Below are 14,864 nucleotides of genomic sequence, written 5' to 3' on the forward strand. Positions count from 1 at the left end.
ACATAACGAATTATTTTCCGAATATAGGCTAACCCGTAGCTGCAAGTGGCTGCAAGAAGTGCAGCGCCAAGCGATGTGGATCAACCCGATCGAGGCGCTACGATGATGCCCGTCAAAATTACCTCGCGGATCACGCCGGGGCCAATACATTCTTGCCGCGAAGTCGTGTTAGCTGAATTTATGCTGCGTTACTATTTTTATACGTTTCATTTTAGGGATAAAACCCTGAACCCATAAAGGATATTTGGGGTTATCTGTGAAGTCATAAAGTGACTATCATCGAGTGAGAGTTATTCAAAATCATTGGTGGTGATAAGGGAAGATAATCTTTATTTTTGAATAAGATATAGTGTATTGAAAGTAAATGAAATTACCTTGATATAGATGAAGAAAATGTAAATTAAAATAATTCGCATTTTTTATTTTTACACCATAATGATAAAGAACATAACCAAAGAGACGGGGTACAAAATGGTCGGACTATTCAATCGTTGTTTGTCACACGAAGACGCAGGAAAATTGCTGTTACGCTTAGCGGTGGGTGGATTAATGCTATTTCACGGAATGAGCAAGTTGCTAACAGGTGCGAGTGGCATCAAAGGATTGTTAGCCTCTTATGGTTTACCTGAATTTATTGCTTACGGCACCATTTTTGGTGAAGTGATTGCCCCTATTTTCATTGTGTTGGGTATTTTAACGCGCCCATCAGCGCTATTAGTGGCATTTACGATGTTTGTCGCATGGTTAATGATAGGTTTAGATAAAACGTTCTTACTGGATAAAACAGGGGCATGGGCGATTGAGAGTATCGTTTATTTCTTTGTGAGTGCGCTGGCGATTGCGTTACTGGGTGCAGGGAAATTCTCTGTAGTAAAGAATGAGAATTGGCGATAAATAGTGTGGAAGGGTGAAAAGAGCATCAAAAATTGAAGTGCCCCATAAAGTTGGACACTTTGAGTTAAGCGGTTTGTAAGGCCTGATTTCGATATTCAACCGGAGCCAGGCCTTTTAATTAACTAAAATCCAGCCCCTATAAGGGGCTTTTGATATTTATTTAAGGTCTTCAACGCAGACTACACTTGCTAGAAAGCCCGTGCTTGTTGCACTAGCAAGGTCATAGGTATATGGATGTAATATTTGAGTTACCTGTGATGAAGTTTGCATATCAGCAAGCAAGACGAGGTCTGTTGCGCCAAGTTGTTTGTGCGGATCTCTTCCTCCCCATTCATGGAAAAGTCTTCCTCCAACTTTACGTAGAATACTCATCGGTACTCCAGTTGTTAAAAGATCATCTCGTTTAATTAAACGGCTAGGAGTTGGGCAGATATTAATTGCCGCTTGTACGTTAAATTGCCCCTCATAGGAATACCATTTTTTCAACGTAAAACGGTAATGCACAGCACGTTTATAACCAGTATTCGCTTTAGGAACGCCTTTAAATATAGGGGTCATTGCATTTCCATTCTTTATTGGCGTTGGCTTACGTAGCATGGTGACAATACCTTCTTTATTAATAGATAACCAATCGATGTCAACTTCCCAATCATAATCAGTTGGTTTGCCAATCGGCACGGTAATTTGAAATTGAGCACCTATAAATCCTGTGTTAGGGAATCCATCATTTATAGAAAAGGCATGTGCACTTTTAAGCGTTTTAATTTCCGATTTACCGTAGGTCACTATGTTGACAGCCTGTGTTGGTCCAGAGTAATCAATGGAATTATTATCAACAGAAATGCTCGATTTACTAATTGTAGGATTATTAAAGCTAGCGGTATATATACCATCAGCTCTTTCAGTCATGGTACTGTTAATCTTTCCTGCAGTTGCTAGTATATGAGGTTTTTTCCCTTTAATTGCGGCGCCATTTGCATCTTTTAACTCTAATGTCACGGTGATATTGGTACTACTATTTTCGTCAAGGTCATATCTATCTGCATATAACCTACTATTCCCTATAGAAAATACAGGTTTACCCGTTTGTACTGTTAGGTTAATTGGGGCGCTGCTTTGTGTGCCCACATTAGCGGTAATGACATAATTGCCACTAATTGAGAAGGTTAGTTCCCCTTTATATTCAGCGCCTTTTTCTTGCCATGTTGGCTGGTCTAAGGTGCCATTTGCATTCTGTAAATGGATATCAGCCGCTTTTATCATAACGTTGTTTCCATAGATATCTTTAGTGCTCAATATGAAATTGACTTTTCCACCAAGTGCAATTTTGTTGTTATCAATGGCTAATTCAATGTTATTGACGTGTTGTGTTTCCGTAAATGGTCGGACGGTGATTTTCATGGCTTTATCAATGTTACTCACCTTTACGGTTAATGTATGCTCTGCGACTTTCTTCAAGTTTACAGAAGCAGTATATATACCAGATTGCTTACCATCTTCAGTCCAACTAGGTGATGCTAAGTTTTCAGGTGAATAGTTATTAGATAATGAAATATCTGTGCTCAGTACGTTTTTCACTCCATTTCCATATTTATCTTTCAACGTTAAAGTGAGCATCGTTGGTGTATTTGGTAAGACTTGGGTGTCGCTTGCTCCAAGTTGTATTGAAGCTACTTTGTCTTTACCACTAGGGGAATCAACGTGAACAGACTTTGTATCCGTGAATTTATTCACTTTTACCGTTAGTGGGTTAGCGCCAGCTTGGTTTAAAGCAAGTTCTGTATGATAAGACCCATTTTGATTGTCTACCCAGATTACAGTTTGAGGGGTTGATCCAATGAGTAGCTCAATGTGCTTAGCTTCAACACCAACCACGCCATTATTGAATTTATCCGTTAGGATCAGCGAGAGTTTGGTTTTTTCTGCCACTTCAGCTTTTGCAGGTACCTGTAGCGCAATCGCAGCAACATTGCTATACCCTTTCAGTGGTTGCACATTGATTTGAAGCGTTTTTGTTTGCCTATTGACGTTGGCAATCAAAGTGTGTGATTTAACTTTCTCAAACTGCACATCTGTGACGTACTTTCCTAGTGTTGACGGTACTTTTACCCACTTCACTGAGGTTTTGATTTGTGAATCTGTATTGGCTAAATCAATATCTGAAACCAAAACATCATCCACTTCGTTACCAAAGCGATCTTGAACTTCTAATGTCAGTTCTGTTTTTTCACCAACGGAAACGGTATTTTTCCCTGTAGTTAACATAACTTGTTTAACATTTGCTGCGCCTTTAAGTGCATTGACAGTCATCTCTGTGGTTGAAGCTTGCTGTTTATTAATCACTGCGCTTAACTTATGTTTTCCAATAAGTGTTAAAGGTAGTGATGCTTTATAAATCCCTGCGGAATCCATACGCCAAGCGACTCGATTGTTATCGATAGTTTCAGTTGTATGGCTGTCTTTCAGCATAATATCCGAGCCATTGACACCAATAATGAGATTATCGTATTGGTCTTTCAGCTCTAAGGTTAACTCCACATTTTGACCTGCCTCTAAAGTCACAATACTGGATGCTAATTTAGCTTTTGCCACTTTAGTATTCCCAACGGGCGCTGTGACTTCAATGGTTTCAATTCGGCTATTTTGCTGATTAACCGTTGCTCGAAGTGGGTAAACGCCAACCTGCTTGATCTGTACTTGAGTGGTATAAATACCATCAATAGTAGACGACCATTGCTTATCAATTTTGGTGTTACTTTGTGTAAGGTGAATATCCTGGTTTTGAATATTGGTTACACCATTGTCCACTGAATCTTTAAGTCGTAGAGTTAATTCAGTGGTATTTCCTGCTTCTATCGTCGCATCTTTAATAGTAAGTGCCGTTGTGTTGACATTGCTAGCACCACTGAGCGGCTTAATATCAAGGGTGACTTCATTACTCAGAACATTTTTGACAATCGCTTGTACTGCTTGTGAGCCTAATCTGTTCATGAGTAATTCAATAGAATAGCTTCCGTCGTTGTGACTCTGCCATTGAGATGTTTCACTTAAGTTTGTTAATAGTTTTAAATGAGAACTTGCCCCAGTTAATGGGTTATCGAACTTATCCATTAATTTAAGTGTAAAGGTCACTTTATCTCCAGAACCAACCATTTTTTTACTACTGTTAAGGGTCACTTTTTCGAGAGCCCCACGTTGTCCTGATTTATCAAAGGTGCTTAATGGGATCGGTATTGGGTTATTGATAGTCCAATTTGCGCTTGCTGGCTGGCCATTAACAGTCACTTTAATGGCATGTTGACCTTTTTGTTGTGCAGGAAGTTGTCCAGAATATTGACCGGTATAGCCTATTTCAGTCAGTTGAATAGACTGAATAACACCATCAATTTCAAGGGCAATATCACGGTTGAGAACATTATTAACTCGGTTTCCATATTTATCTTTCATAATAAAGGTAATAAGAGCAGTATGACCCGCATCAACGGCGGTAATTGGGGATATCTCAAGTTTCGCTACAGAGGATGCACCTTGAGGTGATGTGACCTGAAGAGAGACATTGTGGGAGATATTATTGACTTTCACTGTTACCGTGTGACTTCCAACACTATTTAGTGAGATTTGAGTGTTGTAAATTCCCAAGTTATTCATCTCAAGCCAAGTAGCTGAAATGGTAGAGCCTGAACTATCTATTAACTCAATATCAGCACTGTTAACTTGAGAAACAGGGTTACCGTGTTGGTCTTTGAGTGTCAAGATTAGCGTGGAGGGCGTTCCTGCAACAATCTTGGCTGTACTCGTCGATAATTGAACATCACTGACTTGCTTTTGGCCTACTGAAGAAATGGCATGAATTAGCACATTGTCTTGCTTACTGTTAATGGTGGCTTTCAGTGAATGAATACCGCCTTTAGTCACAGTGGTTTCTGCCAGATAGACACCATTTTGCTGATACTGCCATTGCAATCCTTTCAGTGAACTTCGCGTATTATCATCATTGATATTTATATTTGTATCTAGTACATCCATTACGCCATTATTAAACTGATCGAGTAGTGTAAGTTTGAGTTGGATTTTTTCACCAACGACAAATTGTTTCGGTGTGGCGTCAAGGTTAACGTGATGAACGTGAATAGCACCTTTTAACGCGGTAACATCGACATCAATAGGGTGGCTATTGGTGATACCGACCGTGCTAATAAGCTTATGATTTCCTAATAGCTGGAATAAGATTTCAGTGGTATAGACACCATTACCTTGCTCTTTCCATTGGATATTAGATAGCGCCAGTTTGTTATCTTCTAATTTGATGTCACTAGACGGAATTTTCACGACGCCATTATTGTGCTTATCACGTAAGGTGATTGTGAGTGTTGTGCTTTGCCCAGCAGAAATAAGTGGGTGCAGGGCATGTAACTTAACAGCGGTTACTGATGCTTTATCTTGTTGAAGTTCCACGGTGAACGAAATCGCTTTGCTGCTGAGCTTATTCACGGTGGACGTCAGGGTATCGTTGCCCAGCTTTGAGAGCGCTAATACGCCAGAATACGTACCGTCTTGATTATCTTTCCACGTCACGGTGCCCGTTTGAGCATGGGCTAAGGTGATCGCCGATGCCAAACCGGTTAATGGGTTTTTAAAGGTATCGGTTGCCGTCACGGTTAAATCAAGGGTATCACCGGATTTTAAGCTGGTGAGGACGCCGCTATCGAGCTTCACCGTCGCCAGCACCCCTTGCTCACCGACGTTGCCCTTGGTGTTGGTTGGCATCGGTTTTGGGGCTTGGACAGTTAAGATCTCTTTGTTGGAGTCTTTGCCGTTAACGGTGACCAGAATATCCTGCTTGCCACTGTGTTGCGCTGGTAGGGTGACGGTGTAGCTGCCATCTGGATTTTGGGTGGCTGGGAGCGTGTGTTTTGTTCCAGCAATCGTCACGTCAAGTTGTTTAATGTCTTTAACGGGGTTGCCGTGGCTGTCCGTCAGTTTCACCGTCAGCGTCGGCTTATCACCGGCGTTCGGGGTGTTATTGGTTGGGGTGATCACCACGTTTTGTACGCCCGCGTGACCCGTCAGGTTCGCGACGTTGAATGTAATCGCCTTGCTGCTCACTTTATTGGCAGTGGCTGTCAGGGTATCGTTCCCCAGTTTGGTCAGCGGAAGTGAAGCCGTGTAGGTGCCATCTTGGTTATCTTTCCACGTCACCGTGCCCGCTTGAGCATGGGCTAAGGTGATCGCCGATGCCAAACCGGTTAATGGGTTTTTAAAGGTATCGGTCGCCGTGACGGTTAAATCAAGGGCATCACCGGATTTTAAGCTGGTGAGGATGCCACTATCGAGCTTCACCGTCGCCAGCACGCCTTGTTCACCGGCGCTGCCCTTGGTGTTGGCGGCGATTGTTTTTGGTGCTTGTACGGTAATGGCCACTTTGTTGGAGTCTTTGCCGTTAACGGTGACCAGAATATCCTGCTTGCCACTGTGTTGCGCTGGCAGGGTGACGGTGTAGCTGCCATCTGAATTTTGGGTGGCTGGGAGGGTATGTTTTGTCCCCGCAATCGTCACTTCAAGTTGTTTAATGTCTTTAACTGGGTTGCCGCTCTTGTCCGTCAGTTTCACCGTCAGTGTTGGTATCTCACCGGCGTTCGGGCTTTTGTTGGTTGGGGTGATCACCACGTTTTGCACGCCCGCGTGACCTGTCAGGTTCGCGACATTGACGGTGATCGCTTTGCTGCTCACGGTATTCACGGTGGCCGTCAGGGTATCGTTGCCCAGCTTTGAGAGCGCCAATGTGCCAGAATATGTGCCGTTTTGGTTATCTTTCCACGTCACCGTGCCCGCTTGAGCATGGGCTAAGGTGATCGCTGATGCCAAGCCCGTTAATGGGTTTTTAAAGGTATCGGTCGCCGTGACGGTTAAATCAAGGGTATCACCGGATTTTAAGCTGGTGAGGATGCCGCTATCGAGCTTCACTGTCGCCAGCACCCCTTGTTCACCGGCGTTGCCCTTGGTGTTGGCGGCGGTTGGTTTTGGTGCTTGGACAGTTAAGATCTCTTTGTTGGAGTCTTTGCCGTTAACGGTGACCAGAATATCCTGCTTGCCACTGTGTTGCGCTGGCAGAGTCACGGTGTAGCTGCCATCCGGATTTTGGGTGGCTGGGAGGGTATGTTTTGTCCCCGCAATCGTCACGTCAAGTTGTTTAATGTCTTTAACGGGGTTGCCGTGGCTGTCCGTCAGTTTCACTGTCAGCGTCGGTTGCTCACCGGCGTTCGGGGTGTTATTGGTTGGGGTGATCACCACATTTTGCACGCCCGTGTGACCTGCTAGGTTCGCGACGTCGAACGTAATAGGTTTACTGTCGACTTTATTGGCGGTGGCTGTCAGGGTATCGTTCCCCAGTTTGGTCAGAGGAAGTGAAGCGGTGTAGGTGCCATCTTGATTATCTTTCCACGTCACCGTGCCCGCTTGAGCATGGGCTAAGGTGATCGCCGATGCCAAACCGGTTAATGGGTTTTTAAAGGTATCGGTCGCCGTGACGGTTAAATCAAGGGCATCACCGGATTTTAAGCTGGTGAGGATGCCACTATCGAGCTTCACCGTCGCCAGCACGCCTTGTTCACCGGCGCTGCCCTTGGTGTTGGCGGTGATTGTTTTTGGTGCTTGTACGGTAATGGCCACTTTGTTGGAGTCTTTGCCGTTCACGGTGACCAGAATATCCTGCTTGCCACTGTGTTGCGCTGGCAGGGTGACGGTGTAGCTGCCATCTGAATTTTGGGTGGCTGGGAGGGTATGTTTTGCCCCGGCAATCGTCACCTCAAGCTGCTTCACGTCGTTGACTGGGTTGCCACTCTTGTCCGTTAATACCACCGTCAGCGTCGGTTGCTCACCGGCGTTCGGGGTGTTATTGGCTGGGGTGATCACCACGTTTTGCACGCCCGTGTGACCTGCTAGGTTCGCGACGTTGAATGTAATCGCCTTGCTGCTCACTTTATTGATGGTGGCGGTCAGGGTATCGGCACCCAGTTTGGTCAGAGGAAGTGAAGCGGTGTAGGTGCCATCTTGATTATCTTTCCACGTCACGGTGCCTGCTTGTTGGTGTGCCAGCGTAATTGCCGAAGCCAAGCCGGTTAACGGGTTTTTAAAGCTATCTTGAACCGTCACGGTTAACGCCAGTGTATCACCGGACTTCAAGTTAGTGAGGGTGCCGCTGCTCAGGGCAACGGTCGCCAGCACCCCTTGTTCACCGGCGCTGCCCTTGGTGTTGGCGGCGATTGTTTTTGGTGCTTGGACGGCTAAAGTTGCTTTATTAGAGTCTTTGCCGTTCACGGTGACCAGAATATCCTGCTTGCCACTGTGCTGTGCTGGCAGGGTGACGGTGTAGCTGCCATCCGGATTTTGGGTGGCTGGGAGCGTGTGTTTTGTTCCGGCAATGGTGACGTCAAGTTGCTTCACGTCGTTAACAACGTTGCCGCTCTTGTCGGTCAGTTTTACCGTTAGCGTCGGTATCTCACCGGCGTTCGGGGTGTTATTGGCTGGGGTGATCACCACGTTTTGTACGCCCGCGTGACCCGTCAGGTTCGCGACGTTGAATGTAATCGCCTTGCTGCTCACTTTATTGGCGGTGGCTGTCAGGGTATCGTTCCCCAGTTTGGTCAGCGGAAGTGAAGCCGTGTAGGTGCCGTTTTGGTTATCTTTCCACGTCACGGTGCCCGCTTGAGCATGGGCTAAGGTGATCGCCGATGCCAAACCGGTTAATGGGTTTTTAAAGGTATCGGTCGCCGTGACGGTTAACGTCAGCGCATCACCAGATTTTAAGCTGGTGAGGATGCCGCTATCGAGCTTCACCGTCGCCAGCACCCCTTGTTCACCGGCGTTACCCTTGGTGTTGGCGGCGGTTGGTTTTGGTGCTTGGACAGTTAAGATCTCTTTGTTGGAGTCTTTGCCGTTAACGGTGATCTGAATATCCTGCTTGCCACTGTGCTGCGCTGGCAGGGTGACGGTGTAGCTGCCATCCGGATTTTGGGTGGCTGGGAGGATATGTTTTGCCCCGGCAATCGTCACCTCAAGCTGCTTCACGTCGTTGACGGGGTTGCCGCTCTTGTCCGTTAATACCACCGTCAGCGTCGGCTTATCACCGGCGTTCGGGGTGTTATTGGTTGGGGTGATCACCACGTTTTGCACGCCCGCGTGACCTGTCAGGTTCGTAACGTTGAATGTAATCGCCTTGCTGCTCAGCTTATTCACTGTCGCAGTCAGGGTATCCGCACCCAGTTTGGTCAGAGGAAGTGAAGCGGTGTAGGTGCCATCTTGATTGTCTTTCCACGTCACCGTGCCTGCTTGTTGGTGTGCCAGCGTAATTGCCGCAGATAAACCGGTTAACGGGTTTTTAAAGCTATCTTGAACCGTCACGGTTAATACCAGCGCGTCACCGGACTTCAAATTAGCGAGGGTGCCGCTATCGAGCTTCACTGTCGCCAGCCCCCCTTGCTCACCGACGTTGCCCTTGGTGTTGGTTGGCATCGGTTTTGGTGCTTGGATGGCTAAAGTTGCTTTATTAGAGTCTTTGCCGTTAACGGTGACCAGAATGTCCTGCTTGCCACTGTGTTGCGCTGGCAGGGTGACGGTGTAGCTGCCATCCGGATTTTGGGTGGCTGGGAGGGTGTGTTTTGCCCCGGCAATGGTCACCTCAAGCTGCTTCACGTCGTTGACGGGGTTGCCGCTTTTGTCGGTTAATACCACCGTCAGCGTCGGTTGCTCACCAGCGTTCGGGGTGTTATTGGTTGGGGTGATCACCACGTTTTGAATATTTGAAATCCCTGAATTATGGCTGACCGTTAAAACAGTTTTCGGGCTGGATATATTATTCACTGTTGCGGTGATATCAATATCACCGATTTTGGTTAATGGTAAGTTGACAATATAGTCATATTGTCCATCTTGGCGCCAAGCAAGATCTTGCCCTTTAAAATGAGCAAGATGAATATTTTTGGGATCGATACCATCAATCTCATTGCCAAAACTATCTTTCAGCGTGACCATCACAAGTGGATTGTCGCCCGATTTAAAATCGGTACGGTCCGGATTGATATCGATTTCAATATCAGCGATGACACCTAATGTTCCTGATGGGCCGCTGCCGTCAGCTGCGACAGGTTTTACGGTATTACTTCCACGTGTATTAAACTTTTGTTCCGGTGAAACTGTTTTGCCTATTATGACTTGGATAGTATGTTCACCTGATTGCTGCCCTGAAATTTTAGCCGCATAGATACCTTTATCGATGTCAGTATCCCAAATTGCCGCTGACTCCGTTTTCTTGTCAATGATGATTGTAATATCATTTTTGGCATCAATAATTGGGTTGCCGTGGCTATCGAGTAATTGGAATGATACTTGGTTTTCTCTGCCTGCATACACTTCAGGGACATCGAGAATAGTCACTTGATGTAATTTTCCGCTTAGGAATTCAACAGCTGTGGTTTCACTTTGACCATTAATGGATAGGGTGACTTCACTTGGGCCGGCTTTTAAGCTGGTGAGCGTAACTTCAACAATACCATTTTCATCGGTTGTGGCTTTATCGATAATTTTTGCATGAGTCGCCGAAAAGGTAACTTCCTGATTGGCAATAGGGTTTTTATTTTTGTCAGTAATACGTGCTTTCACTGAATTTGTTGCAATGCCATCAGCCACAGCACCAGAACGGGTGGCGGTAAAACTGTAGATCTGAGCTTGAGCAGAATCGGGTTTGAAAACGACTTGGGCTTTCGCAGGTTGATGATTGCCTGTGTAAGCACTAATTTCGTATGAGCCAGCAATCTGTGAGGTGAATTGAACTTGTGCTTCGCCTTTGTCATTGGTTGTTGTTACGTACTCCCACGGTTTAGCCACTTTCATCGCTTGCATTTTTTTACGCAGGTTATTTTGAACGCTAGAGTTGATGGCGGTTTTTATATTCTGGGAAGCGAGTGTGAGTGTATTGGGTAAAACAAACACCACTTTAGCATTGGTAACTGGATTACCAAGAGAGTCTCTGACAATAGCGGTAAGACCATTAACATCATTACCATTAGCCAAGCCTTTTCCATGAAATTTCATATCATGAGGACTGATGCTAACTGCACCAGCATGGGTAATTTCAATTAAGGTTTCAGTAACAGGCGAGGCATTGCCTTTAATATCATAGGCAGTCGCACGTAGACGATAGCGATTTATCCTTTGTGCATCTTTTGCTGTATTGGTCGTTTTATAAGATGGCAGAGTTAAGGTAGCTGTTTGATCCGCCGAGCTAATAGATCCGCCCGCAGCCAGAAGTTCAGGGGCTTGCCACTCAATATGCTTAAGAGGGTATTTACCTGTGAAAGATTTGACGAGTGGAACAGACTGTCCTGTTACCCCTTGGATTTTCGTCGGTAATGACAGGTGTAGTAAGGTTTTCTTTTGGTAATTGAGAATAATATTATTATTGCGCTCAACAAAGTCATAGCGGTTACCTGAAAGTCGGCGAGTCTCAGCAACCTTGGTTGGATCTAAATGGTGGGCTAAGCTTTTACCGAAGGTCCAAGTAAATTGAAGTTTAGCTTGGGTCTCGGATCTTTTTTCACTACCCAGCTTATGACTGGCATTTAATGTAAATAATGGGAATGGTGTCCAGTTAGCACCGATGGTCGCTGCATTCGGATTTTTTTGACGTTTTGTTTTTCCAAATAATGCAACACTGTCGCCATAATATTGCTCATATTTTAGGTTTCCACCTAGGTGTGGATAAGTGGGCAACCAGCCTTCGACTTGAATATCCCAGCCATGGGCGGGTTTAGCATTAAAATCGTGGTTTAATTCAGAGGCGCTTTTCCATGCGCTTAAACCGAAATAGCTATTGGCATTTAATTTTAGGTAGTCTTGCCAATATTCTATCCCTAATCCCGCACGAGTATGGGCATGAGAAAAGTCGTGATCGATAAATGCATTCATACCAATAGTGCTTTTTTCATGAAAATGGCGTAAGCCAATCCCATTATTGGTATGAAATCGTTCATCATAACGATGTAGGCTGTGCTGGGTGAATAGCAGGAACTCTGCTTGGTCATACCAAGGGATTAGCCAGTCAAACTGTGAATTTTTAATGGAGAATTTTTTATCAATATCGATATTGAGTTTGACATTACCTGTCTTGGATAACCAATGTTCAATCTCTTTAGTGGCTTCACTGGCGACTTTGTTTCGCGCGTAGTCTTGCGCCATCTCAGACAGATCCTTCATCGTTTTCTTTTGTGAAAGGAAGGTCCCGATTGTTTTAGTGTGTTCGGCGGCTAAGCGCTCAGTATTATCTTCATTGAGGATTTGATCGCTACCTAGTGATGGTAGCTCTTTGTTATCCAACATTTTTGCATAAGCTGGAACAACAGGCATAATGACAGATGACCAAATAGCCGTAAATATAACAAAGCCGTTAGCCAGTTTTTGTTTAACGGTTAAAAAAGAGGGGCTCATTCAAGGGATTCCTAGTGGCGAAAATTTACGCGGCCATTTTGGAGTAGGGGATTAGGTACAAGCTTGTGAATTAATCTGACTTAAAATGAGGTTGAATTTGCCAGTTGGAAAAGCTGTGAATTCCATGAATTTTGCAAGTATGGTCACCACGAAAATTACAACAGCCAAACACCATTAAAAAGTTATGAAAAAGGCAACGTTAGCGATATTGGAAAAGTTTGGAATTTTATTTTAATAAAATAAAAACAAAGAAATAGGTAGGAAGTGATGGAACTGACTTTCTTGGGTACTAGCGCAGGTGTGCCAACAAAAGAACGCAATGTTACCAGTATGATATTAAATTTAGTCGGTATCCGTAAAAGCTACTGGCTCTTTGACTGTGGTGAAGGAACGCAGCATCGTATTTTAAATAGTCCTTTTAAAACGCCTAAAATTGATAAAATTTTTATTACTCACTTACATGGTGACCATATTTTTGGCTTGCCAGGGTTACTCTGTAGCCGTTCTATGGGCGGGGCTACGGATCCACTAACGCTGTATGGACCAAAAGGATTAAAGCAGTATGTGGAAACCGTCTTATCAGTGAGCGACTCCTATATGACTTATCCTCTTGAAATAGTAGAGATTGAGGCAGGTAAGTTATTTGATGATGGGGAGTTAATTGTCACAGCGTATCGGTTGGAACACCGCGTAGAATGTTATGGCTATCGTATTGAAGAACATCCAAAACCGGGGGCGCTAAATGTGCAAAAACTGGAGCAAGATGGGATCCCTCGCGGGCCTTGGATGCAGGGGCTGAAAAAGGGTGAAGTTATTGAGCTAGAAGATGGTCGCACCGTAAATGGGGCTGACTACCTTGGTGAGCCTGTTGCAGGTAAAGTGGTCGCAATTTTTGGGGATACCATCCCGACTCCAGACGCGTTGTTATTAGCAAAAAATGCCGATGTGATGGTGCATGAAACTACACTAGAAGTGGCGCTGGAGGCGAAAGCTAATGAACATGGGCACTCTTCGACCCGCCAAGCGGCGCAGCTTGCTAAACAAGCGGGGGTAAAAAGGTTTATTGCAACGCATATCAGTGGGCGTTATGGGCCGGATGAAATTTCGCGTTTATTGGCGGAGTGCCAAGCCGAGTTTCCAGATACGCAGATAGCGGAAGATTATTTGACGGTGCGGATTTAGTTTTGAAGCAATCGACACGGGATAAAACGTGTCGATTTTTTGAATAAGTGGCATCAGGTTAGTAAATCACTTTTACAAATCCTATTCGGAAAAGGGAGAAAATAAATTACTATCGTCACCCATGAGGTCAATCAATTTATGGTTAACAAATAACTTTTCTCGCCCAATATGTATTTCTCGTAATACATTAATATCACATAGTTTCTTTAGGTATTCCGATGCTGTTTGTCGTTGAGCTATATTTTTATCTACAAGATTTTTGATCCGGCAATAAGGTTGTTCAAAGATACATTGTAATAATTCATAGCTATAAATTTCATTATAATTATCCTTGATATAGAGGGAAGTATGCTCCATAAGTTTTCTTATAGCGTCTATCTTATTCACTGTCCATTTTGATGTGTGCTCGACAGCTGAGAGCATATACAAAACCCATGCTTCCCAATCTTCATTTTTTGTGACATTTAAAAGCCTAGTATAATACTCAGCTCTATTTTTTATAATGTAGCGGCTTAGATAGAGAATAGGGAGAGTGATAAGTTTTTTCTCTATTAAGAATAAAATATTAATAATTCTTCCAGTTCGACCATTCCCATCAGAAAAGGGGTGAATAGCTTCAAATTGATAATGTATTAGTGCAAGTTTAACTAAGGGATCAAAATCATCTTCTTGATGAATGAATTTTTCCCAGTTACTTAATAAATTAGTGATAGCTTGTTCACCAAGTGGCGGGGTATAAATGACTTCGCCTGTGGTTTGATTTTTAAGTGAAGTTCCTGGTAATTTACGAACATTCATATGAACATTCTTAATGGTATTACAAATACTTAGTGCACTATTAGCGCAAAGTGGTCGCTTTTTTAATTCATTAAATCCGTCATAGAGGGCTGTTCTGTAGCGTAGTGCTTCTTTTGTCATGGGATCTGCATGGCTATCCTCATGAATATATTGAAATAGCTTATCTGTTGTTGTGACTATGTTTTCAATTTCAGAGCTGTCTTTTGCTTCCAGCATGGGAATCAGGCTGATTAATAAGTTTTGATTTGGCAGAAGTTCTCCTGCTTGTTTTAATCCTTCAAGAGCAGTCCGAGCTTCGATACATGCTTTTAAAACAGCTTTAGTTTCAATATCATGCATTGGAGGTAGTAACGGTAGACTATTGTATGGCTCGTTTGGATCCCACATATTAATGTACTCTTGGTAGCTTATATTATTGGGTTACTATGGCAAATCTAACATATATTTTTATAACGTGTCGAAAAAAACAAAAAAATGTACATATCTAATAGTTATGTCGACTCAATCGA

5 protein-coding genes are annotated in these 14,864 nt (G+C 44.0%); 3 read left to right on the forward strand and 2 right to left on the reverse strand.

The genetic code is table 11. The features are described from left to right. Nucleotides 1-45: 45 nt before the first annotated feature. Together LDO51_RS08570 and LDO51_RS08575 are read left to right on the forward strand one after the other, a co-directional pair. Entirely contained in the window at nucleotides 46-237 is a 192-nt protein-coding gene (locus LDO51_RS08570; RefSeq protein ID WP_225577119.1) for a hypothetical protein, read from the forward strand. 234 nt (nucleotides 238-471) lie between these two features. Beyond that, a complete protein-coding gene (locus LDO51_RS08575) occupies nucleotides 472-894 on the forward strand; it encodes a DoxX family protein (RefSeq protein WP_225577120.1) in 423 nt (140 codons plus the stop codon). Between the two features lie 156 nt (nucleotides 895-1,050). On the opposite strand, the gene LDO51_RS08580 is transcribed toward LDO51_RS08575, so the two are convergent. After that, a complete protein-coding gene (locus tag LDO51_RS08580) occupies nucleotides 1,051-12,375 on the reverse strand; it encodes an invasin domain 3-containing protein (protein ID WP_225577121.1) in 11,325 nt (3,774 codons plus the stop codon). Between the two features lie 267 nt (nucleotides 12,376-12,642). On the opposite strand from LDO51_RS08580, the gene rnz reads away from it, so the two are divergent. After that, nucleotides 12,643-13,557 carry a ribonuclease Z gene (gene rnz, locus LDO51_RS08585; RefSeq protein ID WP_225577249.1) on the forward strand — a complete coding sequence of 305 codons (915 nt, stop codon included), beginning with the start codon at nucleotides 12,643-12,645 and terminating at the stop codon, nucleotides 13,555-13,557. Nucleotides 13,558-13,638: 81 nt separating this feature from the next. Here the strand turns inward: rnz and fic are convergent, their stop codons facing one another. Next, entirely contained in the window at nucleotides 13,639-14,742 is a 1,104-nt protein-coding gene (gene fic / locus LDO51_RS08590) for a protein adenylyltransferase Fic (RefSeq protein WP_225577122.1), read from the reverse strand. Between the last annotated feature and the right edge of the window lie 122 nt (nucleotides 14,743-14,864).

The organism is Providencia alcalifaciens (genome assembly GCF_020271745.1).
In the GTDB taxonomy this organism is placed as follows: domain Bacteria; phylum Pseudomonadota; class Gammaproteobacteria; order Enterobacterales; family Enterobacteriaceae; genus Providencia; species Providencia alcalifaciens_B.